General features: G+C 43.9%; 25 protein-coding genes. 12 read left to right on the forward strand and 13 right to left on the reverse strand.

The window, feature by feature from the left end; translation table 11 throughout:
* Nucleotides 1-4: 4 nt before the first annotated feature.
* The 11 genes from BOQ04_RS03340 to BOQ04_RS03390 are packed head-to-tail and all read right to left on the reverse strand — an operon-like array spanning nucleotide 5 to nucleotide 9,790.
* Nucleotides 5-751, reverse strand: coding sequence for an arginyltransferase (locus BOQ04_RS03340; RefSeq protein WP_076023350.1), 747 nt, complete (start codon nucleotides 749-751; stop codon nucleotides 5-7).
* On the reverse strand, nucleotides 748-1,485 hold the full coding sequence (aat, locus tag BOQ04_RS03345; RefSeq protein ID WP_076023351.1) for a leucyl/phenylalanyl-tRNA--protein transferase: 738 nt from the start codon (nucleotides 1,483-1,485) through the stop codon (nucleotides 748-750). Before aat ends, BOQ04_RS03340 begins: the two co-directional genes overlap by 4 nt.
* Before the next feature lie 14 nt (nucleotides 1,486-1,499).
* Nucleotides 1,500-2,060, reverse strand: coding sequence for an NUDIX hydrolase (locus BOQ04_RS03350; RefSeq protein WP_076023352.1), 561 nt, complete (start codon nucleotides 2,058-2,060; stop codon nucleotides 1,500-1,502).
* A gap of 7 nt (nucleotides 2,061-2,067) precedes the next feature.
* Nucleotides 2,068-3,900 (reverse strand): bifunctional chorismate-binding protein/class IV aminotransferase, encoded by a 1,833-nt coding sequence (locus BOQ04_RS03355; protein WP_076023353.1) that lies wholly within the window; start codon nucleotides 3,898-3,900, stop codon nucleotides 2,068-2,070.
* A 21-nt stretch (nucleotides 3,901-3,921) separates the two neighbouring features.
* Entirely contained in the window at nucleotides 3,922-4,491 is a 570-nt protein-coding gene (locus BOQ04_RS03360; protein ID WP_076023354.1) for a peptidylprolyl isomerase, read from the reverse strand.
* A 37-nt stretch (nucleotides 4,492-4,528) separates the two neighbouring features.
* Nucleotides 4,529-5,161, reverse strand: coding sequence for a 2-hydroxychromene-2-carboxylate isomerase (locus tag BOQ04_RS03365; RefSeq protein WP_076023355.1), 633 nt, complete (start codon nucleotides 5,159-5,161; stop codon nucleotides 4,529-4,531).
* On the reverse strand, nucleotides 5,158-6,471 hold the full coding sequence (locus BOQ04_RS03370) for a replication-associated recombination protein A (RefSeq protein ID WP_076023356.1): 1,314 nt from the start codon (nucleotides 6,469-6,471) through the stop codon (nucleotides 5,158-5,160). Before BOQ04_RS03370 ends, BOQ04_RS03365 begins: the two co-directional genes overlap by 4 nt.
* A gap of 7 nt (nucleotides 6,472-6,478) precedes the next feature.
* Nucleotides 6,479-6,958 (reverse strand): DUF3429 domain-containing protein, encoded by a 480-nt coding sequence (locus BOQ04_RS03375; protein ID WP_076023357.1) that lies wholly within the window; start codon nucleotides 6,956-6,958, stop codon nucleotides 6,479-6,481.
* Nucleotides 6,959-6,993: 35 nt separating this feature from the next.
* Nucleotides 6,994-7,848 (reverse strand): 3-hydroxybutyryl-CoA dehydrogenase, encoded by an 855-nt coding sequence (locus BOQ04_RS03380; RefSeq protein WP_076023358.1) that lies wholly within the window; start codon nucleotides 7,846-7,848, stop codon nucleotides 6,994-6,996.
* Nucleotide 7,849: 1 nt separating this feature from the next.
* Nucleotides 7,850-8,590 carry a glutathione binding-like protein gene (locus BOQ04_RS03385; protein ID WP_076023359.1) on the reverse strand — a complete coding sequence of 247 codons (741 nt, stop codon included), beginning with the start codon at nucleotides 8,588-8,590 and terminating at the stop codon, nucleotides 7,850-7,852.
* A 6-nt stretch (nucleotides 8,591-8,596) separates the two neighbouring features.
* Entirely contained in the window at nucleotides 8,597-9,790 is a 1,194-nt protein-coding gene (locus BOQ04_RS03390) for a pyridoxal phosphate-dependent aminotransferase (RefSeq protein WP_076023360.1), read from the reverse strand.
* A gap of 66 nt (nucleotides 9,791-9,856) precedes the next feature.
* Between BOQ04_RS03390 and yaaA the strand changes: the two genes are divergently transcribed.
* Entirely contained in the window at nucleotides 9,857-10,633 is a 777-nt protein-coding gene (yaaA, locus tag BOQ04_RS03395) for a peroxide stress protein YaaA (protein ID WP_076023361.1), read from the forward strand.
* A 2-nt stretch (nucleotides 10,634-10,635) separates the two neighbouring features.
* Nucleotides 10,636-11,847 carry a DUF2863 family protein gene (locus BOQ04_RS03400; RefSeq protein WP_076023362.1) on the forward strand — a complete coding sequence of 404 codons (1,212 nt, stop codon included), beginning with the start codon at nucleotides 10,636-10,638 and terminating at the stop codon, nucleotides 11,845-11,847.
* A gap of 67 nt (nucleotides 11,848-11,914) precedes the next feature.
* Here BOQ04_RS03400 and BOQ04_RS03405 read toward each other — a convergent pair whose 3' ends face one another.
* Nucleotides 11,915-12,283: a hypothetical protein gene (locus BOQ04_RS03405; protein ID WP_076023363.1), complete on the reverse strand. Its 369-nt coding sequence runs from the start codon at nucleotides 12,281-12,283 to the stop codon at nucleotides 11,915-11,917.
* 12 nt (nucleotides 12,284-12,295) lie between these two features.
* Nucleotides 12,296-13,285, reverse strand: a complete 990-nt coding sequence (locus BOQ04_RS03410; protein WP_076023364.1) for a malate dehydrogenase — start codon at nucleotides 13,283-13,285, stop codon at nucleotides 12,296-12,298.
* 150 nt (nucleotides 13,286-13,435) lie between these two features.
* Here BOQ04_RS03410 and BOQ04_RS03415 point away from each other — a divergent pair, with 150 nt between their 5' ends.
* The 10 genes from BOQ04_RS03415 to leuD all read left to right on the forward strand — a co-directional run bounded on the left by BOQ04_RS03415 (nucleotide 13,436) and on the right by leuD (nucleotide 21,575).
* Nucleotides 13,436-14,173: a GntR family transcriptional regulator gene (locus BOQ04_RS03415; protein ID WP_076023365.1), complete on the forward strand. Its 738-nt coding sequence runs from the start codon at nucleotides 13,436-13,438 to the stop codon at nucleotides 14,171-14,173.
* Nucleotides 14,174-14,297: 124 nt separating this feature from the next.
* Nucleotides 14,298-14,717 (forward strand): succinate dehydrogenase, cytochrome b556 subunit, encoded by a 420-nt coding sequence (sdhC, locus tag BOQ04_RS03420; RefSeq protein WP_076023366.1) that lies wholly within the window; start codon nucleotides 14,298-14,300, stop codon nucleotides 14,715-14,717.
* A gap of 24 nt (nucleotides 14,718-14,741) precedes the next feature.
* Entirely contained in the window at nucleotides 14,742-15,107 is a 366-nt protein-coding gene (sdhD, locus tag BOQ04_RS03425) for a succinate dehydrogenase, hydrophobic membrane anchor protein (RefSeq protein WP_076023367.1), read from the forward strand.
* 4 nt (nucleotides 15,108-15,111) lie between these two features.
* Nucleotides 15,112-16,890, forward strand: a complete 1,779-nt coding sequence (gene sdhA, locus BOQ04_RS03430) for a succinate dehydrogenase flavoprotein subunit (RefSeq protein WP_076023368.1) — start codon at nucleotides 15,112-15,114, stop codon at nucleotides 16,888-16,890.
* A gap of 16 nt (nucleotides 16,891-16,906) precedes the next feature.
* A complete protein-coding gene (locus BOQ04_RS03435; RefSeq protein ID WP_076023369.1) occupies nucleotides 16,907-17,611 on the forward strand; it encodes a succinate dehydrogenase iron-sulfur subunit in 705 nt (234 codons plus the stop codon).
* A complete protein-coding gene (locus BOQ04_RS03440; protein WP_076023370.1) occupies nucleotides 17,608-17,877 on the forward strand; it encodes a succinate dehydrogenase assembly factor 2 in 270 nt (89 codons plus the stop codon). The genes BOQ04_RS03435 and BOQ04_RS03440 overlap by 4 nt, the downstream gene beginning before the upstream one ends.
* An 82-nt stretch (nucleotides 17,878-17,959) precedes the next feature.
* Entirely contained in the window at nucleotides 17,960-19,273 is a 1,314-nt protein-coding gene (gltA, locus tag BOQ04_RS03445) for a citrate synthase (RefSeq protein ID WP_076023371.1), read from the forward strand.
* 15 nt (nucleotides 19,274-19,288) lie between these two features.
* The gene (gene leuC / locus BOQ04_RS03450) at nucleotides 19,289-20,698 is read left to right on the forward strand and encodes a 3-isopropylmalate dehydratase large subunit (RefSeq protein ID WP_076023372.1); all 1,410 of its coding nucleotides are present in this window, start codon (nucleotides 19,289-19,291) and stop codon (nucleotides 20,696-20,698) included.
* A gap of 10 nt (nucleotides 20,699-20,708) precedes the next feature.
* A complete protein-coding gene (locus BOQ04_RS03455; protein ID WP_076023373.1) occupies nucleotides 20,709-20,918 on the forward strand; it encodes a hypothetical protein in 210 nt (69 codons plus the stop codon).
* A 9-nt stretch (nucleotides 20,919-20,927) separates the two neighbouring features.
* Nucleotides 20,928-21,575 carry a 3-isopropylmalate dehydratase small subunit gene (leuD, locus tag BOQ04_RS03460; RefSeq protein ID WP_076023374.1) on the forward strand — a complete coding sequence of 216 codons (648 nt, stop codon included), beginning with the start codon at nucleotides 20,928-20,930 and terminating at the stop codon, nucleotides 21,573-21,575.
* Nucleotides 21,576-21,581 lie beyond the last annotated feature (6 nt).

The raw sequence follows: 21,581 nt of genomic DNA on the forward strand, positions 1-21,581 counted from the left end.
GATATTATGAACGAGCTAGTGCTTGCCAATGATCATTGATCAGCCCCTCAATTGGCTGGTAATTGATTTTATAGGCCATTTTGCCGCTATTTTTAATGTAATAGCCGAGGTAAATGTAGGGCAACTTCAGTAGTTTGGCTTGCTCAATTTGCCAAAGGATGCTGTAGCTACCTAGGCTTGTCGATTGCTCGCTAGCATCATAAAAAGTGTAAACAGAAGAAATGCCTTGCTCTAATATGTCTATCATGCTGATCATGCGTAAGCGACCGGGATGGGCGTCGAGTGGACCATCTCGAAATTCTATTAAGCGAGAATTGACTCTGCTTTGCAATAAGAACTGAATATATTGATCCCGATCACCACTATCCATCTCGCTGCCGCTATGACGCTGTTGCTGGTAGCGATGGTATAGCTGATAGTGTTCTTCTTGGAAACCGAGATTTAGAGTGCGCACTTCTAAACCGCTATGTTTTTTAGTGGTGCGTCTTTGAGTGCGATTTGGTTTGAATTGATCAACTGGGATTCGAGTAGATATACATTCCTTACAGGCATCACAGTAGGGTCTATATGTATGCAGTCCGCTGCGCCGGAAACCTGCATTGACTAGTTCACCGTAAATAGCCTCGTGAATAAGGTGTGAGGGTGTTGCAACTTGGGATCGGGCTTCCTTGCCGGGCAGATAGCTGCAAGGATAGGGTGCCGTTGCATAAAACTGGAGCGCAGCAAGAGGGAGTTCTTTTAAATTCGTCATAGCCAGAATCGGAGGATATCTTTATTGAAATTCCATGTTCTCGTTATATTAGTTTGATTTACTGCAAACTGCACATGCTCAAGAAACTGTCGACGAGAAATTGGCCTTGCTCCAAGTGACTTGAGGTGTTCTGTTTCTTGTTGGCAATCAATCCATTCAATTTGATTGCGAATGCACCAGGCACAAAGAGCAGCCAACGCTATTTTGGAGGCATTCGGTTTGCGGCTAAACATCGACTCCCCGAAGACCATCTCCCCAAATGAAACGCAATATAGACCGCCAATCAGGGCGCCATTTTCAACTACGGCGATGCTATGGGCATGCCCCCCTTGAAAAAGAGCTTCATAAGCGCTCGCAATTTCATGTGTAATCCATGTTCCATCTTGATGTTTGCGCTCAATCGTCGCGCAGGCACGTAAGACAGCACCAAAATCCTGATCTAACACTATCTGCTTGTTTTGATCATCCAGAAATTGATTGATCGTTTTTTGTAGGGAGGAGGAGCATTTAAAGGCACTTGCTTTGAGCACCATCCTTGGGTCAGGCGACCACCATAAAACCGGTTGGTTATCAGAATACCAAGGGAATATCCCCAATTTATAAGCCGATTCAAGCTGACCTGGGTATATCTGTTGGCTAACGGCAATTAAACCTGGCACACTGGAATCGGGGTCTGCCACCACCAGTGGATTTGGAAAAGGATCTTTAGCGCCTAGCCAGGAAATATTACTCATAGAGAAGCAGGCAATTAAATCCTCTCGCTCGGGTCGATATCACGGGTTCTTAAGGCAATCGGTGATGAATCATTGAATAAGCCCTTAGCTCGATCTTCGAAAAACCATATCAGTGTTTGTTTCACCGTCGGGAAGGCCAATTGATCCCAGGGAATTTCATTTTCACTAAATAATGCCACCTCTAGACTCTCTTCACCTGCACAAAAATCAGGATTAATCATCTGAGCCAAATAAAAAAGATGAACTTGTTCGGCGTGCGGTACATTAAGAAGGGAGAACAGTGGACCCATCTCAACAACTGCCCCCGCTTCTTCCATCGTTTCTCTTGCGGCACCGGCCGAAGTGCTTTCACCTAGCTCCATAAACCCTGCTGGTAAAGTCCAATAACCCAAACGGGGCTCTATGGCTCGTTTGCATAGCAAGACTTTATCGCCATACACCGAAATGCTGCCAACAACGTTACGCGGGTTTTGGTAGTGAATGCTGCCGCATGAATCGCAAACATGACGTAGCCTAGTGTCATCCGTTGGCACTTTAAGTGAGAGAGGGGCTGCGCAATCAGAGCAGTATTTCATTGGAACCTTATTTTATGTATGCAGTTAATGCACCGCGCAGAGAATTGGTTAACATAATCGCATCTGCCGATAAAACATCTTCGGGGGTAAAGTTTGCTTCTTTTGCATTCCACCTGGGATCACTTAGTATCCTTGATCGCATCACTCCAGGCAAAACCCCGGCACCAATAGGGGGTGTTATCCATTCATTCTGATCGGCTAATTTAATAAAAATACTACTTCGGCCCCCTTCGGTGACAAAGCCGAGTTCATTGGTAAATAAGGCATCAAATCCGCCATGTACTTCTGCTGCAGACCATGCCTCATCATAAATTTTTCTGTGACTAATTTTGTGCCTAAGGAGGGGATTTTGAGACTGGACAATGGCAGATAAAGGATTTTTCAAGATATTTTTAGCCCAAAAGATTGCAACCTTAGTAGGCAGTTGTGCCAATAGGCCTTTGCTAATTGTTTGCTGCCCATCTGGTGATAGGTCTAAACGAATGCGATATTGATTGGAGGTATCTAAGGAGCTGATGACGCTTGAAATAAGACCTTTGGCCTTGATCAGATCAAAGGGGATATTTAAATATTCTGCTGAACGCGCCATCCGATCTAAATGACACTCTAAAGCTTGAACTAGACCGCTAGTAACTAAAATGGTCTCAAAGATTCCTGTGGGGCTTGGAAGATCAACTAAGAATGAAGATTTAATTCGACATTCTTCCCATTCATTTACGGGGTTTGATTCTATGGTGATACCAGCACCCACCCCCATAATTAAATCACTTGAATTGGATTGTGGTTGATGCTCCATTTCGATTGTCCGGATCGGAACACTGAATGCCAAATCACCATTTGGATCCATCCATCCCAGGGCGCCGCAGTAGTAGCCCCGTCTTTCGCTTTCCAATTCATTGATGATTTCCATACTACGTTTTTTTGGGGCACCCGTCACCGAACCACATGGAAATACTGCTTCTAGTATTTCCTGGAGGGATAGATTGGGTTTTGTAATAGCCTCGATGGTTGATGTCATCTGCAATACATCGCCGTGACGCCGAACATCAAAGAGGCTGGTTACCGATATTCCATTTACTTGGGCTAATTGACTAAGGTCATTCCTTAACAAATCAACAATCATGACATTCTCAGTTTGATTTTTTAAATCAGCAGATAAATGCTCAAGTGGTTGTAGTAAGGCGTTTGCCGTGCCTTTCATCGGCATCGCTCTTATCGTTTCACCTTCCTTTTGAATGAACAACTCTGGGGAGAGTGAAAGAATATATTGATTGTCATTTTCAATATATGCGCTAAATCGCACTGGCTGGCGCTCTCTTAAACGCCGGTAAAGGGCTATCGGCGATCCAAAAGCGTGCGCATGGATGCGATAAGTGTGATTTATTTGATAGGAATCACCAGCGCGCAAATAATCTAAGATGCGTTCAATGTCACTCTCAAATTGTTCAAATGAGAGGCTGTTATGAACATGACTCAAGCCGGCAACTTGGGCGTGCTCATCCAGATTTATAAAACGTGCCTCTAGCCATGCATCTACCTCAATTTTGCTTAGCTTTATGTATTCCTTAAAAGCCCAAGCTTGAATTAATGGTTGATAAGAGCGCTTGGCTGATAATCCCTTGAAATGATTACCCAATTCATAAGTAAATGCGGTGATGATGTATTCACCCCGATCTCGGGATGAGGAGATTTCAGCCAAGCATTGCTTAATTGCTGCATCAGTTTTTAGCGGGTCTTGTTGGCAATTTATCACCCATGAAGACAGGGGATTTTCATAAAGACGGCTCGTAGGATGGTTGATGGTACTATCCGCATCATCGAGCAAAATCGTCAGAGCCATCTCATTCGATTTGGAGATGTTTTATTTCAAGATGGTGGCTGATTCAATGACTACCGGTGTAGTGGGTACATCATCTAAGCGGCCGCCACGTGGTGCGGGCGTCGACATTGTTGGAACCTTGCGAATCGCATCAATGGTTTGGGTACCCGAAATCACTTTGCCAAAAACAGTGTAACCGCCACCTCTTGGGTAATCTAAATTAAAGTTATCAGTAGTATTAATAAAAAACTGAGAAGTTGCAGAATTAATTGCAGCCGTTCTTGCCATTGCAATGGTGTATTTCTGATTTTTTAAACCATTTTGAGCCTCAGAAACAACGGGATCATTGGTTTTCTTTTGAGTCAAATCAGCCGTGAATCCACCGCCTTGAATCATGAAGCCATCGATGACGCGATGAAAGATCGTCCCGTTATAAAAACCACTTTTTACATAATCCAGGAAATTGGCGCTTGTTTTGGGCGCTAATTCAGGATCAAGCTCTACTACAAAATTTCCCATACTGGTTTTGAACTCAACTTTTGGGCCAGCAAAAGCAAAGCTACTGAACAGGCAACTTGCTATGATGAAAATACTAACTAATAATTTACGCATGTTATTTCCTTTGGATTAATGGATGTAATAAAAGAGTCTAAGCCCTAGTCAGCCCATTGGGCACATTAATGGCTTGAAGGTAGTGGGCCTCCGAAAACATACCTGGAGAGTGCAAATAATCCAAGGTCCAAGCAATCGTATCAACACCCCAGAAGCATTGGCCATCAACAACTAAAGACGGCACACCAAATGCACCCTCCTTTTTAGCCTCTTCTGTATTTGATATTAATTGCGCTTTAACTTCTGGGTTATCAGGCATAGATGTTAAGCCGGATAGTCCAAGGTGTTCGCAAAATTCTGCCCAGGATAAGTTGGGATCTTTGCCTTGCACCCATATGAAATCGAATGCTTTTTCAACCATTTCCCAATCAGCATGTTCTTGAACGAGAAGACGTTGGGCTGCAACGGTCATGAATGGATGATGTTGTGGAAATTGAAAAGGTATATTTAATTTATGCGCTAACCATACGCAGTATTTATAAAGGTGTAGGCGCTTTGCAGGAATTTCTGCTGGACCTTTATTTTCAGTTGATCGTAATAAGCCACCAAGCAAAACTGGAACTGGCTTGATTATTAAATCTTCTTCTAATAGGTGCCGTTCCTTTACATAGAAATAGGCAAACGGGGAAATAATGTCATAGTAAAAATGAGCTAATTTTTTATCTTTCATTTCTTTTTTGACTCCTCATCTAATTTTCTTAAGAAGGCCATTTTCTCTGAAATTTGACTCTCTAGGCCTCGATCGACGGGTTCATACCAATTAGGCTCCTTCATACCTTCAGGAAGGTAAGTTTCACCAGCAGCATAAGCATGAGGCTCATCATGTGCATAGCGATATTCTTTACCATGCCCTAGTTCTTTCAGGAGTTTAGTTGGCGCATTGCGCAGATGAGTGGGTACAGTTTGACTTTGATCGTTTGCAACATAGGCTCGTGCAGCGTTATAGGCCTTATAACTAGCATTACTCTTTGCGGCTACAGCAAGATAAATAACAGCCTGGCCTAAAGAGAGCTCACCCTCTGGTGAACCCAAACGTTCATAAGTCTGTGCGGCATCATTTGCCAATTGAATTGCCCGTGGGTCAGCCAGGCCAATATCTTCCCAGGCCATGCGAATAATTCTTCTCGCTAGATATCTGGGGTCGGCGCCGCCGTCTAGCATACGGCATAGCCAATACAGGGCAGCATCCGGGTTTGATCCGCGTACTGATTTATGAAGCGCAGATATTTGATCATAAAAATGATCACCACCTTTATCAAAACGGCGTGCTTGAATGCTTATGGCATTTTCAATAAATGCATGATCCACTTTTTTGGCAATACTATTGGATCCTAAAATCGCATTGCGGATTTGCTCAAGCAGATTTAGAAGGCGACGCGCATCTCCATCAGCATGTGAAATAAGTGTTTCAATGGCAGCATCCTCGAACTCTATGTCTGTTAACGCATATTGTTTTGCTCTAGTAAATAACAGTCGTAGCTCACCGTGATTTAAAGATTTCAGTACATATACTTGTGCGCGGGACAGAAGGGCGGAATTAACCTCAAAGGATGGATTTTCAGTAGTAGCCCCAATAAAAGTAAACAGGCCAGACTCTACATGTGGCAGTAGAGCATCTTGTTGGCTTTTATTAAAGCGATGGATTTCATCTACAAATAAGATAGTTTGTTTCCCGTGTTCAGCCATACTCTGCTGAGCCTGATCGATTGCCTCTCGAATTTCTTTCACGCCAGCAAGTACAGCTGATATGGCAATGAACTGGCGATCAAATGCCTTCGCCGATAAGCGTGCCAAAGTCGTTTTTCCAACACCAGGAGGGCCCCATAAAATCATGGAGTGTGGCTTGCCAGAGGCAAAGGTTAGATTGAGTGGTTTACCGTCCGCTAGTAAATGCGACTGGCCAATGACTTCAGCAATTGTTTTGGGGCGTAATGCTTCTGCCAAAGGAGGTGGGGGATTGCTGGCAAACAGACCGTTCATCAATGATTTATGCCTGCATAAAAATGATAACAACAGCTGCCCATAGAAGACATGCTACAGCGGTGTAAGTTAATCGTTTTCTAATTTGAATAAATGCAAGGCGGGCTGCATCATTTGAAAAATAATAAGCATAAGTATCGACATCAATATTGCGTTGAATCAACAGCATCGAGGCAAGAATCACCAATCCTACTGGGATGTATACATGTAAGGCGACCCACGCTACTAAGGCTGGGATAACACCCCAGATCCATGCATTGCGATTTTCCCAGCGATCGCTTGGCGGTGTTTTTCCAAGGGTATGTAAATTAGCGCCCCAATGGATAGCCCCTAAAAAGGAGGTGATCACAGCACCATAGCCTGCAAGGGATTCGGCGCTAAGGTAGTTGACTGGGGTGGGTGCAAGTTGCACCATCAACGCCAGGGCAATAAAGGGAATAATTCCAGCGTAAGCTAGATTGCGGAGGAGGGGCGGTAACGGATTCACAAAATTATTTTCTGCAGAGGGTTAAAAAGATGATTTTAGTGATCGTAGGTGTAAATACCTCGACCAGTTTTGCGACCGAGATAGCCTGCGGCAACCATTTCACGCAAGAGTGGGCAGGGCCGATATTTTGAGTCGCTAAAGTTTCCAAAATAGACCTCCATTACTGCAAGGCAGGTATCAAGTCCGATGAGATCTGCTAATGCTAGGGGGCCAATGGGCTGGTTGCAGCCTAGCTTCATACCGGCATCAATATCTTCAGGACTTGCTAGACCTTCAGATAAGACAAAAAAGGCCTCATTAATCATAGGCAATAAAATTCTATTGACCACGAAGCCAGGAGAATTTTTAACAGTGATGGGTTCTTTGCCAATGTACCTTGCCATTTCAATAATTGCCAAATGGGTTTGATCGCTGGTCTGCAAGCCGCGTATTACTTCGACTAAAGCCATCAATGCTGGAGGATTAAAAAAATGCATTCCAATAAATCGCTCTGGATGTGAATCTAATGCGGCTAACTTGGTAATGGAAAGGGATGATGTGTTAGTGGCAATGATTGTATTTTTGCTCACAATCTCATCCACTTGCTTTAAGATTTTTTCTTTGATTGCTTGATTTTCAGTGGCTGCTTCAATAACTAAATCAAGACCATTCAAATCTTGGTATGCTGTACTGACTTTAATTAAATTCAAGCAAGACACTTTGGCTTCGCTTGTCAATGAACCTTTCTTGACCAAGCGATCCAAACTGTTACCAATTTGCTCTAGGCCTCGATCGACGGCAGCTTGATTGATGTCAAGCATCACTACCTGAAGACCTGCTGCTGCACATACCTGAGCAATGCCATTGCCCATGGTGCCAGCGCCAATGACTCCAACTGATTGAATCTTCATACTATTTCCCCTGCCGAGATTGACTGAATCCAAATAAAAGTTCTTTGGCTTTTGCATCATGCAATGGCTGTCGAAGGTTAGCTAATACCTCAACACCGCGCCTAACAGCTGGACGATCACCGACATTTTCAAACCATTCCTTAAAATATGGGTAATCGTTTATCTCAATGCCTTGATTTTTCCAATTCCGAGTCCATGGAAAAATGGCAATATCCGCAATTGAATAGGTTTTACCAGCTATGTACCGATTATCTTTCAGTTGCTGGTTAAGTACGCCATAAATTCTTTTTGCTTCATTTGTGTAGCGATTGATGGCGTACTCAATCTTTTCTGGTGCATAGAGGCGGAAATGGTGGTTTTGACCGAGCATGGGGCCCAATCCACCCATCTGGAACATGAGCCATTGCAAAACCTCAAACTTGCCCCTGGTGCTTTTGGGTAGAAATTTTCCAGTTTTGGCTGCCAAATAGAGCAATATAGCCCCAGATTCAAACACACTGATTAATTTGCCATCCGGTCCATAGGGGTCAATGATGGCTGGAATTTTATTGTTGGGACTAAATGCTAAAAACTCAGGTTTAAATTGATCGCCAGCCCCAATATCTACGGGTATGGCCAACCAATCTCGCCCAAGTTGGTAGCCACACTCTTCCAGCATGATGTGTACTTTATGACCATTAGGTGTGGCCCAGCTATATACCTTGATAGGCTCTTTAGTTAAATTATTTTTTAGTGGTTTCATTTATTTTTAAATACCCTGTAATCGTTTGACGGCTTCACTTAAGGTACTCTCTTTTTTCGCAAAACAAAAACGAATTACTTTTGATTCTGTCTTGTCTTGATAAAAAGCAGAGACGGGTATGGCGGCAACCCCAATTTCAGTGGTTAACCAAATACAAAAATCTTCCTCATTCAAATTTGATTGCCAATTTTTTAGACCTGAGTAATCCACGCACTGAAAATAGGTGCCTGGTGTAGGCAATAATTTGAATTCAGTTTCAGCGAGGCCTTGCCTAAAGAAATCGCGCTTTGCTTGATAGAATCTAGGTAACTCTAGGTAATGCATTGGATTATTTAGATATCGTGCAATTCCATATTGCATTGGGGAATTCACTGTAAATACATTGAATTGATGCACTTTACGAAACTCGCTCATCATCGCCTGAGGTGCAGCAACATAACCGACTTTCCACCCAGTGACATGATACGTTTTGCCAAAACTAGAGATAACAAAACTGCGCTCCACTAATTCAGGGTGGGACGATATACTGCAATGGTTGGCGCCATCAAAAACCATGTGCTCATAAACTTCATCACTCAGTATGAGCGCATTTGAGTCTCTAACAATGTGTGCGAGCCGCTCTAGATCAGAATTGGTCCAGACAATACCGGTTGGATTATTGGGCGTATTGATGATCAATAAACGCGTTTTAGTATTAATAGCATTTTCAAGATCTACCCAAGGAATTTGATATGACTGAACAAACCCAGAATCATCACGCTGAACCTCGAGAGAAATTGCTACGGGAATACCTCCTGCCAACTCTATTGATGGTCGATAGCTATCGTAAGCTGGCTCGATAATAATGACTTCATCTCCTGGGCTGACACATGACAACACAGCAGTGAGGATGGCTTGTGTGCCACCTGCAGTAATCGTTATTTCATGGTCGGGGTGATATTGGTGTCCATGCAAATTTGCCAGCTTTTGGGTTATACCTTGGCGTAATTCTTCAATACCAATCATTGGTGGATACTGATTGTGGTTAGCCAGCATCGCATCATTGACCATTTGAATCAGGTCTGGATCACAAGAAAAATCTGGAAATCCTTGCCCCAGGTTAATTGCACTATGTTTTGCCGCTAAAGCAGACATGACTGTAAATATGGTGGTGCCAACATTGGGTAGGCGACTTGGAAATGTGGGGGTGGTGAGGCTCATGGGCTATTTATTACGGCTTTTATGAGTTGTCGCTAGAATGGTGGATATACATTCTTAAATTGTGCCATGTTGATCGTTCTTTCACCCGCTAAATCACTAAATTATGAAACACCGGTTGAGCTTAAAACCGCGACATTGCCAGACTTTGTCTCTGATTCGGCCAAGCTAATTGCCGATCTAAAGAAACTCTCGCCTCAAGCAGTTTCAGAGCTAATGGGTATTTCAGATCAGCTAGCAGTCTTAAATGTGGGGCGCTATCGTGACTGGTCAAAGAAATTCACTGCAGAAAATAGCAAGCCCGCAATCTATGCTTTCAATGGCGATGTTTATGACGGCTTTGACGTGCAATCTTTAATGGCAAAAGATCTTGAATTTGCTCAAGAGCACATTCGAATTCTCTCTGGGCTTTATGGTGTTCTGCGTCCACTGGATTTAATGCAGCCTTACAGGCTCGAAATGGGCACTAGCTTTAAAAATATCCGAGGTAAAGATCTATATGCGTTTTGGAGTGATAGCGTAACCAAATCTCTCAATACGATTTTGGCTGCACAAAAAAAACCAGCATTATTGAATTTGGCATCCGAGGAATACTTTAAGGTTGTTAATCTCAAGGGTATAGCCTGTCCTGTAATTTCACCCATTTTTCAAGATGAAAAGGCGGGTAAGTACAAAATTATCTCTTTTTATGCAAAGAAGGCCCGGGGATTAATGGCACGTTTTGTAGTTGAAAATCGTTTGAAGGATGTGGCCGATATCACCCAATTTAATTTAGATGGCTATCGCTATTGCGCAGCGGAATCTAAGGACGGCAAACCGGTCTTTCGCCGCTCTGAGAGAAAATAATCATGGCAGTTCATCGCACTAAATCATCGCAACGTAGCTCGCCAGAGGTCGATAAGATTGTGTCTGACGCAATCTCTTTGGCTGCATCTGGCAGCCAGATTGAAGATCGATTTTGGGAGGCACGCTTGAACACGCGCTTGATGCGCTTACTAAAAAGCCAAAATCAAAATGTGATTGATGCTGCTCTAGATCAAACCTTTCGGATTAATACCGAAGCATTTGAGGTTCTTGCCGATATCGCTGAAACTCTGGCTGAATCATTAACCATGGAGAAGGATGGGCAATCTTGGGATGTTCTTTTGCTTGCTTTACCGGTGGTAGCGCATACTCGCTATCAAATTCCGTCAGGACCCTTACCAGTAAAGGCGGTTGAGGCTATCGCGATGGCTCTCCAAACTTCAATTGCTTCAATCGATACTCGGCTCGCTATCATTCCTTGGTTGTATAGCATTGATCAAATGCCTCATTCTCATTGTCAAACCCGCCTATTGACTGAGTCATTGGCTGCTGCTGCAATATCTGGTGAAGATATTAAGCTTGATTTAAAAGAGATGTCTGAAACAATTGCAGTTTTAGCTGATCCACGTTTCGTCATTGCAGCAATTTCGGCACCCAGTGGATCCCCAATATTTCGCTGGCAATCAGAGCCACCAATTAAGCAAGAGCGTGGAGTGAGCTTAATTAGCTGGCAAACAGCGCTAGCTGAAACGATGTCTTCATTGTTGCCTGGATGTGAGTTCGAATTAATTTTGCCGGAAGCCTATTTCACAAACTGTCGATTAGCTGATAAATATGTTCGTCCTTTAAGTATTCGTGCTGCCGCGAATTTTCTTGAGAGTACTTTGGGCGTTTTACCAGCGGGACTATCTTGTGTCGTTGCGGCTTTCGGTGAGGAGCAGGTAGATGAATATCGCATCTCCTTTAGTCTTAAAGGTTCGCCAGAAATTGTCTACGGCGTTATCTGGCCTTTATATGATCGTGAAAGCGTTGCGAATGATGCATTAAATGACATGTCAGATGATGAGAGTCCAATCAAGCGTATTTGTGATGCCTTGCATGATGCTGGCATTGAAGATGTGTTTCGCCACGCAATGTTATTTGATCCTGAGTTATGTGACGATTGTGGAGCGCCGTTATTTCCAGATCGATTGGGAGAGGCTGTTCATGCTGAATTGCCTGAGGATGCGCCTACACAGCAACCTTTATTTCATTAAATGGGTCTCTTTAGATTGAAAAAAAAGCCGAGGATCCCTCGGCTTTTTTAATTTCAATCAGCTTAACTTACTTAAAAGGTTCTGCATCTGCAAATAAATGCGGTAACTTGCCCGCTTTCATTTCTGCTGTTTGACAGAAATCAGCGAGGCGGGTGCCAGTTTTGATATTGAAGAGCATTGCTTTATTGCCTAAAACTACCAAATCATGTCCTGTACTTGAGTTCTTATAACGCAAACTTCCTGGCAGGGAGGTTTGACGGTCTAAGTCATAGGTACGTGACTCCCAAGTTAACTTAATTGACTCAGCACTTCCTGAGGTTTTAAATTGACGCCCTTCACTACATGTCCAGGTAAAAACTTCATCGCTAGCATTGGCATTGGAAATACCCACAATATTGACTAAGGACAAACCTACGATCAGAAGAATTTTCTTCATAAAATAATTTCCTTAAGCAAGAAGGTGTTTAACACCAGCTTGCTCTTCAAGTAATTCATTCAAAGTATGGTTCATGCGATCGCGTGAGAACTCGTCAATCTCAAGTCCTTCAACCATTTTGTATTCACCGTTTTCACATATCACGGGAAAGCCATAAATCACTTCTGCTGGAATACCGTATTCGCCTTTAGATGGGATGCCCATCGTGACCCATTTACCATTTGTGCCTAGGACCCAGTCATGAATGTGATCAATAGCAGCATTTGCAGCTGATGCTGCAGATGAAAGGCCGCGAGCTTCAATGATCGCTGCGCCACGCTTACCAACAGTAGGAATAAATACATCTTTATTCCATGCGGCATCGTTGATGCTATCTTTTACTGATTTGCCATCGATTGTTGCAAAGCGATAATCTGGATACATAGTGGGGCTATGGTTTCCCCAAACAACTAACTTTTCAATATCAGCAACGGGTTTGTTCAATTTGCCTGCCAACTGAGAGAGTGCGCGATTGTGATCTAAGCGTAACATCGCAGTAAAGTTTTTCGCAGGAATGTCTGGTGCTGATTTCATCGCAATGTACGCATTGGTGTTCGCAGGATTGCCAACTACCAACACTTTTACAGTACGTTTGGCAACCGCATTCAGGGCTTTGCCTTGAGCGGTAAAGATTTGCGCATTGGCAGACAATAAATCTTTGCGCTCCATGCCTGGGCCGCGTGGACGTGCACCAACTAAGAGTGCCACATCGATATCCTTAAACGCGGTCATTGGGTCGGAATGAGCGGTCATACCGGCAAGCAATGGGAATGCACAGTCTTCCAGCTCCATCATCACGCCTGCGAGGGCTTTTTGGGCTTTTTCATCTGGAATTTCTAGTAACTGAAGGATGACGGGCTGATCTTTGCCGAGCAAATCACCGTTGGCGATGCGAAAAAGGAGGGAATAACCGATTTGACCGGCTGCACCGGTTACAGCGACGCGCATTGGGGCTTTTGCCATTACTAAGAACTCCAGAGTGAGGTTAATCAATGAAAACTTTTCTATTATCCATTTATGTGAATGGATTTTCGAATTACACTGTCAATATGTCTTATATAAGACAACTGATCACAGTGAATTTTATCCAATAAAAAGCCCCTTGGAGTGAATTTGTCAAACATAGCGCTACCAGTTGCCTCATTTAGCCCGCTTTATCAGCAAATTAAGTCCATGATATTGGCCAGCCTTCAGGCATCAGAATGGCTTCCTGGGGAAGCCATACCGAGCGAAATTGAGCTGGCGACGCGTTATGCGGTTAGCCAAGGCACCGTTCGCAAGGCAATTGATGAGTTGGCGGCTGAAAATTTATTGGTAAGGCGCCAGGGTAAGGGCACTTTCGTGGCAACCCATCAAGAGGATGATTGGCAATATCGTTTTTTGAGATTGGAGCCTGATTCAGGAGAGAAAATCCACCTCAAAAATCAATTTTTGTCCTGTAAGAGCATCGATGCCTCAGATTTCGTTGCGCGCTTATTAAAGTTAAAGCAGGGTGAATCAGTTTTACAAATCGATCGCATCCAAACTTTTGCAGGTAAACCAGTTGTATTCGAGGAGATTTGGTTGCCGGAATCACGCTTTGCCGGCCTGAACCTAGAAGCCTTAAATACCTGGCCCGGCCCCATGTACGCGTTTTATGAGAGTCAATATGCGACCCATATGGTGCGAGCTGAGGAGAAAATTAAAGCCATTGCTGCCGACTCGATATTGGGCTCGCACCTCCATGTAGCCCAGGGCGCTCCCTTACTTTCTGTTGAGAGGGTGGCTTTTACCTACGGGAATAAACCAGTAGAAATTCGTTATGCTCGGTATGACACTATCGACCAGCACTATGTAAATAAATTGAATTGATCGGCCATTAGTAAAAACCATTAAAGACCCTAAAAAACCCCTGCGAGGTTAATGTTTCCCCAGTAGAATATGTTGCAATACAACAAAGTAATACTGAACCTCCACCTAAATATAGAGATTGCCCATGGTTGATGCACAGAACGAAGTAAAAAACACCAAACCGGTCTACCGGAACATTGGTTTAGCCCAATTAATCCATTACCGCCTGCCTTGGGCTGGAAAAGTGTCGATCCTACACCGCATCAGCGGCGCCGTTTTGTTCCTAATGCTTCCTTTTATCCTGTATCTCTTGGATCAGAGTCTGGCTTCCGAATTGAGTTATCAGAAGTTCCAAGCGATCACTAACCATATTTTGGTAAAGATCATTTGTCTTGGCTTGATCTGGTGTTTCTTACACCATTTCTGCGCTGGTATTCGCTACTTGCTGCTCGACCTAGAAATTGGCGTGGAAAAATCAGAATCAAACCGCTCAGCGATAGTTGTATTCGTATTAGGTGTAGCTTTGACAGCTGCAGTTGGTCTCAAATTATTCGGCCTGTACTAAGCGTTTCTATAACAAGGATTTCTCATGCCAATTTATCAAATCGGACCTAAACGCCTAGTAGTTGGTGCTCACTACGGCCTAAAAGAATGGATCATTCAGCGGATTACTGCTGTAGTGATGGTTGTTTTCACTATTGTTTTGTTAGTTGATTACTGCATTACTGGTAGCGCAACTTATGAGGGTTGGGCCAGTTTATTTAGCAATCAATTCATGAAGTTGTTAACGCTTTTGGCTCTTTTTAGTCTTTTCTATCATGCATGGATTGGTGTGCGTGATATTTGGATGGATTACATCAAGCCTGTGAGCATTCGTTTAACACTTCAAGTGTTAACTGTTCTGTACCTCGTAGCCTGTGCGGCTTATGCCGTTCAAATTTTGTGGAAAGTGTAATTCGATGACCGCTATTAAAAAAGCATTGCCACGTCGCCGTTTTGATGCGGTGATTGTTGGTGCTGGTGGTTCAGGTATGCGCGCCTCTTTGCAGCTAGCAGAAGCCGGCCTGAATGTTGCTGTTCTGACAAAGGTATTCCCAACCCGTTCACATACAGTAGCTGCGCAGGGTGGTATCGGCGCCTCATTGGGGAATATGAGCGAAGACAATTGGCACTATCACTTTTATGACACCATCAAGGGTTCAGATTGGCTTGGCGACCAAGACGTGATTGAATTCATGTGTCGCGAGGCTCCAAAAGTAGTTTATGAATTAGAGCATTTTGGTATGCCGTTTGACCGTAACCCTGATGGAACGATTTATCAGCGTCCATTTGGTGGACACACAGCAAATTATGGTGAAAAAGCAGTACAACGTGCTTGCGCTGCGGCAGACCGTACTGGCCATGCGATGTTGCATACCTTGTATCAGCGTAATGTTCGCGCAAAAACCAATTTCTTTGTTGAGTGGTTGGCGCTTGACTTGATCCGTGATGATGAGGGTGATGTGGTTGGGGTAACCGCTCTCGAAATGGAAACAGGTCAAGTTTATATTTTGGAAGCCAAAGTGGTGATGTTGGCTACTGGCGGTGCTGGCCGTATATGGGATGCCTCAACCAATGCGTTTATTAATACTGGCGACGGTATGGGCCTCGCTGCTCGCGCAAATATTCCTTTGGAAGATATGGAGTTTTGGCAGTTCCATCCAACCGGCGTTGCTGGTGCGGGTGTGCTGTTGACTGAAGGCTGCCGTGGAGAAGGTGGTATTTTGCGCAATAAGGATGGCGAGCGCTTCATGGAGCGTTATGCGCCAACCTATAAAGATTTAGCACCGCGCGATTTCGTTTCTCGCTGCATGGATCAAGAAATTAAAGAGGGTCGTGGTTGTGGCCCTAACGGTGACTATGTCGTGCTTGATTTGACGCACATTGGTGCCGAGACGATCATGAAGCGCTTACCTTCTGTTTATGAAATTGGGATTAACTTTGCAAACGTAGACGTGACCAAAGAACCGATTCCAGTAGTGCCAACAATTCACTACCAGATGGGCGGTATTCCTACAAACATTAATGGTCAAGTAGTTGTTCCTGCCAATGGTATTCACAATGAAATCGTCAATGGTTTATATGCAATTGGCGAATGCTCATGTGTTTCTGTACACGGCGCTAACCGCCTAGGCACCAACTCACTGCTCGATCTCTTGGTATTTGGTCGTGCTGCAGGTAATCACATCGTTGGTATGAATCTAAAGAACCGCGAGTTCAAGCCACTACCTGCAAACGCCGGAGAGCAAACTTTGGAGCGTATCGCAAAGTTAGATAACTCCACATCTGGTGAATATGCTCAAGACGTTGCTAACGATATCCGCAAGTGTATGCAGAAATACGCTGGCGTGTTCCGTAATCAAGAGTTGATGGACGAAGGTGTTCGTCAAATGGCGAAGTTGACTGAGCGTGCAAACAATTTGTGGCTTAAAGATAAATCAGAGATTTTTAATACCGCACGTATCGAGGCTCTTGAAGTAGCTAACTTGGTTGAGACTGCAAACGCAACAATGATTTCGGCTGCAGCTCGCAAGGAAAGTCGTGGCGCTCACTCCCATGACGATCACCAAGAGCGTGATGATGAGAATTGGATGAAGCATACCCTTTGGTATAGCGAAGGAAATAGGCTGTCTTATAAGCCAGTGGTGCTCAAGCCTTTAACTGTCGAGTCCTTCCCTCCTAAAGAACGTACTTTCTAAGCAAAAGAGATAGATGATGAGTGATATCCGTATATTTGAAATTTACCGTTACGACCCAGATGTCGATGCCGCACCACGTATGCAGCGGTATGAGCTTGAGTTGACTGGTGAACGCATGTTGTTAGATGCATTGATTTCATTGAAAAAGCAAGATGAAACGATTTCTTATCGTCGTTCCTGTCGTGAAGGTGTATGCGGTTCAGATGCAATGAACATTAACGGTAAAAACGGCTTGGCCTGCTTAACCAATATGTTGACTTTGCCTAAGGTAATTACGCTTCGCCCACTGCCAGGTCTGCCTGTTGTGCGCGACTTAATTGTTGATATGACTTTGTTCTTTAAGCAATATCTTTCGATTAAGCCTTATTTGGTAAACGATAATCCACCTCCTGAAAAGGAGCGTCTCCAGAGTCCTGAAGAGCGTGAAGAGTTAAACGGTTTGTATGAGTGCATCTTGTGCGCATCTTGCTCGACTTCGTGCCCATCTTTCTGGTGGAACCCTGACAAGTTTGTTGGCCCAGCTGGTTTACTTCAAGCTTATCGCTTTATTGCCGATAGCCGCGATGAAGAAACAGCTCAGCGCTTGGATAACTTGGAAGATCCTTATCGCTTGTTCCGCTGCCATACGATTATGAATTGCGTAGATGTATGTCCTAAGCATTTAAATCCAACAAAGGCTATTGGCAAGATCAAGGAGTTAATGGTTCGTCGCGCTGTATGACAATCGGTAATGCTGAGTTATATCGTCTAAAAAGTGATGCCCGCAGAGGTTTGCTTGAAAATGATCTGATTTTGCAGCGTTTTTTTGAACGCTTCGAGCGTCAATTGAGTAGTGAAGATGGAGTTGTTCTTAGTCATTTTTTGGCACTGGATGACAACGACCTGATGGATTTATTAATTGGTAGAAAAGATTCAGTGGCAACACTGGAAAAGGAGCTGCAGTCTGAGCCCTTTAAAAAGATTTTAATCATGCTAAGGCAGAAGTAATTCTGACTTTCGCTGCGTGAGCAGGAAACAAGCGTAATTAAAAGGTTTGTTAATCGTAAATTTGAATGACTAAGGACTAGAAATGATCGAATCAGATATCAAGGCAAAACTGTCGTTTTCGGATGGCACCCCAGATATTGACTTGCCTATCTACAAAGGCACAGTGGGTCCTGATGTGATTGATATTCGTAAGCTTTATGGTCAGACGGGTAAGTTCACTTACGATTCCGGCTTTTTATCTACAGCCTCTTGCAATAGCAAAATCACTTATATCGATGGCGACAAAGGGGAGTTGCTCTATCGTGGTTACCCTATCGAGGATTTGGCTGATAACTGCGACTTCTTAGAGGTTTGCTTTCTTCTGATCCATGGTGAATTACCAAACGCAACTGAGAAAAAAGAGTTTGAAGATCTTGTTATGCATCACACCATGGTGCATGAGCAAATGCAATTTTTCCTGCGCGGCTTCCGCCGTGATGCACACCCCATGGCAGTATTAACTGGTTTAGTCGGTGGCATGGCTGCTTTTTATCATGATCAAATTGACTATAGCGAGCCTATGGCTCGTGAAATTGCTCAAATTCGTTTGATTGCTAAGATGCCAACTCTAGTTGCAATGGCATACAAATACTCTGTGGGACAACCTTTTATCTATCCTGATAATTCTTTGTCTTACACTGCCAATTTCATGCGCATGATGTTCGCAACGCCGTGTGAGGAATACAAAGTAAACCCTGTTTTAGTTCGCGCATTGGATCGCATCTTTACCTTGCATGCAGACCACGAGCAAAATGCCTCAACTTCAACTGTGCGCTTGTGCGGCTCTTCTGGTACCAATCCTTTTGCAGCTATTTCTGCTGGTATTGCCTGTTTGTGGGGTCCTGCTCATGGTGGTGCGAATGAGGCTTGTTTACAAATGCTCAATGACATTGAGGCGAATGGCGGTGTAGAGCGCATTCATGAATTCATTGCGCAAGTAAAGGATAAAAACTCCGGCGTACGTTTGATGGGATTCGGTCACCGTGTTTATAAAAACTTTGACCCCCGCGCAAAATTGATGCGTGAAACCTGTTATGAAGTCCTAACAGAGTTGGGTCTTGAAAACGATCCTCTGTTTAAGCTTGCAATGACCTTGGAAAAGATTGCTTTGGAAGACGAGTATTTTGTTAGCCGTAAGCTGTATCCAAATGTGGATTTTTATTCAGGTATCGTGCAACGTGCTCTTGGTATTCCAACTGAAATGTTTACTTGTATTTTTGCTTTGGCAAGAACGGTTGGTTGGATTGCGCAATGGAAAGAGATGATCACTGATCCCGAGTATAAGATCGGTCGTCCACGTCAACTTTATGTTGGTGAAACATCACGTAAAGTTCCAAACATTACTGTTAGAAAATAAGGCTTTTAAGCACTCATGTTACGTACGCTTTATGACAAATTGTGGGATGACCATGTCGTCTATTCTGAGGATGACGGCACGGCCACAATCTATATCGACCGCCAACTTTTGCATGAGGTAACTAGCCCCCAGGCTTTTGAGGGCTTGAACTTGGCCAATAGACCTGTATGGCGTATCTCTGCTAATTTAGCTGTCTCAGACCATAATGTTCCAACGACTGATCGTGCACAAGGAATCACTGATCCAACTTCCAAGCTGCAAGTCGATACCTTGGACCAGAATTGTGATGCATTTGGAATTACGCAATATAAGATGAATGATGTTCGTCAGGGTATTGTTCATGTGATTGGGCCTGAGCAGGGCGCTACTTTGCCGGGTATGACTGTTGTCTGTGGAGATTCTCATACCAGTACACATGGAGCATTTGGTGCCTTGGCATTTGGCATTGGTACATCTGAAGTTGAGCATGTTCTAGCGACTCAAACTTTACTCATGAAAAAGAGTAAAAATATGCTGGTGAAGGTCGATGGTCGTTTGCAGCCTGGATCAACCGCAAAAGATATTGTTTTAGCTGTCATTGGAAAGATTGGCACAGCCGGCGGAACGGGATACACCATTGAGTTTGCGGGTGAAGCCATTCGCAATCTCTCAATGGAGGGTCGCATGACTATATGTAATATGGCAATTGAAGCGGGCGCACGCGCAGGTTTGGTTGCGGTTGATGAGACAACTATTGAGTATGTTAAAGATCGCCCATACTCACCGAAGGGTGAGGCCATGCGTCATGCTCTCCAATATTGGCGCTCGCTGCATTCTGATCCAGGAGCTCATTTTGATTCAGTGATCGAATTGCGCGCTGAGGAAATTGCCCCGCAGGTTACCTGGGGTACATCACCAGAGATGGTGCTGCCAATTAGTGATCGAGTTCCCGACCCAGAAAAGGAGCGCGACCCTAATAAACGCTCAGCAATGGAGCGTGCCTTGGAATACATGAAGTTAGAGCCGAACATGCCCTTAGAGACCATTTCTGTAGACAAGGTTTTTATTGGTTCTTGTACTAATAGCCGCATTGAAGATATTCGTGCTGCCGCTAAAGTAGTTGATCGTCTAGGTAAGAGAGTGGCCCCTAATGTGAAGTTGGCAATGGTTGTTCCTGGGTCAGGTTTGGTGAAGGCTCAAGCTGAACGTGAAGGTCTAGATCGCGTATTTAAGGCTGCTGGTTTTGAATGGCGTGAACCTGGCTGCTCAATGTGTTTGGCTATGAATGCTGACAGACTAGAACCTGGGGAGCGTTGTGCTTCAACCTCAAATCGCAATTTTGAGGGGCGTCAGGGCAATGGCGGAAGAACTCATTTAGTGAGCCCAGCAATGGCCGCAGCCGCAGCTATTGAAGGGCATTTTGTCGATATTCGCAAGATTTCATAAGGCTTATCTAATGCGATTTGTTTCCTCGTTAACCATGATTAAAAAACTATTGATTGTTGGAGTTCTTGGTCTATTCTTAGGGGCCTGCAGCAATATGATGGAGGGCCTGGGTAAGGATATGCAGAATATCGGCACATCTATGGGAGGCTCTAATTCTTCACAAAATAACAACCAAACCCAAACTAAGGGTAAGGATGTTGTTGTAACCCCAGTTCAATAACGATTTCTCATGGATAAATTTACTGTTTTTAAAGGCTTGGTAGCGCCGCTTAACCGCGAGAATGTGGATACGGATGCAATTATTCCCAAGCAATTTCTTAAATCCATTAAGAAGACGGGTTTTGGACAAAACTTATTTGATGAATGGCGCTACCTTGATCATGGTGAGCCAGGCCAAGATTGCTCAAATCGCCCTATAAATCCAGATTTTGCTTTGAACCAGCCCCGTTATAAGGGTGCGCAAATACTATTGGCTCGTAAGAATTTTGGTTGTGGCAGTTCTCGTGAGCACGCCCCTTGGGCGTTATCCCAATATGGCTTTAGAGTAATAATCGCCCCGAGCTTTGCTGATATTTTCTTCAACAATTGCTTTAAGAATGGCTTACTACCTATTGTTTTAACGGAACAACAGGTTGACCACCTTTTTAATGAAACAATGGCATTTGGTGGCTATCAGCTCACCATTGACTTAGAGCGTCAAGAAGTGATTGCTCCAGATAACCGTACATATAGCTTTGATGTAACCCCCTTTAGAAAGTATTGCCTCATCAATGGCCTCGATGACATTGGCTTAACCCTGCAACATGCAGATAAAATTAAGGCTTATGAAGCCGAGCGCATCTTAAAGATGCCTTGGCTTGCTACCCAATTGCCGTAATTTAGA

The sequence above is a fragment of the Polynucleobacter sphagniphilus genome (assembly GCF_001953355.1).
GTDB lineage: Bacteria > Pseudomonadota > Gammaproteobacteria > Burkholderiales > Burkholderiaceae > Polynucleobacter > Polynucleobacter sphagniphilus.

Bases quoted from the DNA above. Each gene is read 5' to 3' on its own strand.
- BOQ04_RS03340 (WP_076023350.1), bottom strand. From the start codon at position 751: ATGACGAATTTAAAAGAACTCCCTCTTGCTGCGCTCCAGTTTTATGCA.
- aat (WP_076023351.1), bottom strand. From the start codon at position 1,485: ATGAGTAATATTTCCTGGCTAGGCGCTAAAGATCCTTTTCCAAATCCA.
- BOQ04_RS03350 (WP_076023352.1), bottom strand. From the start codon at position 2,060: ATGAAATACTGCTCTGATTGCGCAGCCCCTCTCTCACTTAAAGTGCCA.
- BOQ04_RS03355 (WP_076023353.1), bottom strand. From the start codon at position 3,900: ATGGCTCTGACGATTTTGCTCGATGATGCGGATAGTACCATCAACCAT.
- BOQ04_RS03360 (WP_076023354.1), bottom strand. From the start codon at position 4,491: ATGCGTAAATTATTAGTTAGTATTTTCATCATAGCAAGTTGCCTGTTC.
- BOQ04_RS03365 (WP_076023355.1), bottom strand. From the start codon at position 5,161: ATGAAAGATAAAAAATTAGCTCATTTTTACTATGACATTATTTCCCCG.
- BOQ04_RS03370 (WP_076023356.1), bottom strand. From the start codon at position 6,471: ATGAACGGTCTGTTTGCCAGCAATCCCCCACCTCCTTTGGCAGAAGCA.
- BOQ04_RS03380 (WP_076023358.1), bottom strand. From the start codon at position 7,848: ATGAAGATTCAATCAGTTGGAGTCATTGGCGCTGGCACCATGGGCAAT.
- BOQ04_RS03385 (WP_076023359.1), bottom strand. From the start codon at position 8,590: ATGAAACCACTAAAAAATAATTTAACTAAAGAGCCTATCAAGGTATAT.
- BOQ04_RS03390 (WP_076023360.1), bottom strand. From the start codon at position 9,790: ATGAGCCTCACCACCCCCACATTTCCAAGTCGCCTACCCAATGTTGGC.
- yaaA (WP_076023361.1), top strand. From the start codon at position 9,857: ATGTTGATCGTTCTTTCACCCGCTAAATCACTAAATTATGAAACACCG.
- BOQ04_RS03400 (WP_076023362.1), top strand. From the start codon at position 10,636: ATGGCAGTTCATCGCACTAAATCATCGCAACGTAGCTCGCCAGAGGTC.
- BOQ04_RS03405 (WP_076023363.1), bottom strand. From the start codon at position 12,283: ATGAAGAAAATTCTTCTGATCGTAGGTTTGTCCTTAGTCAATATTGTG.
- BOQ04_RS03410 (WP_076023364.1), bottom strand. From the start codon at position 13,285: ATGGCAAAAGCCCCAATGCGCGTCGCTGTAACCGGTGCAGCCGGTCAA.
- sdhC (WP_076023366.1), top strand. From the start codon at position 14,298: ATGGTTGATGCACAGAACGAAGTAAAAAACACCAAACCGGTCTACCGG.
- sdhD (WP_076023367.1), top strand. From the start codon at position 14,742: ATGCCAATTTATCAAATCGGACCTAAACGCCTAGTAGTTGGTGCTCAC.
- sdhA (WP_076023368.1), top strand. From the start codon at position 15,112: ATGACCGCTATTAAAAAAGCATTGCCACGTCGCCGTTTTGATGCGGTG.
- BOQ04_RS03435 (WP_076023369.1), top strand. From the start codon at position 16,907: ATGAGTGATATCCGTATATTTGAAATTTACCGTTACGACCCAGATGTC.
- BOQ04_RS03440 (WP_076023370.1), top strand. From the start codon at position 17,608: ATGACAATCGGTAATGCTGAGTTATATCGTCTAAAAAGTGATGCCCGC.
- gltA (WP_076023371.1), top strand. From the start codon at position 17,960: ATGATCGAATCAGATATCAAGGCAAAACTGTCGTTTTCGGATGGCACC.
- leuC (WP_076023372.1), top strand. From the start codon at position 19,289: ATGTTACGTACGCTTTATGACAAATTGTGGGATGACCATGTCGTCTAT.
- BOQ04_RS03455 (WP_076023373.1), top strand. From the start codon at position 20,709: ATGCGATTTGTTTCCTCGTTAACCATGATTAAAAAACTATTGATTGTT.
- leuD (WP_076023374.1), top strand. From the start codon at position 20,928: ATGGATAAATTTACTGTTTTTAAAGGCTTGGTAGCGCCGCTTAACCGC.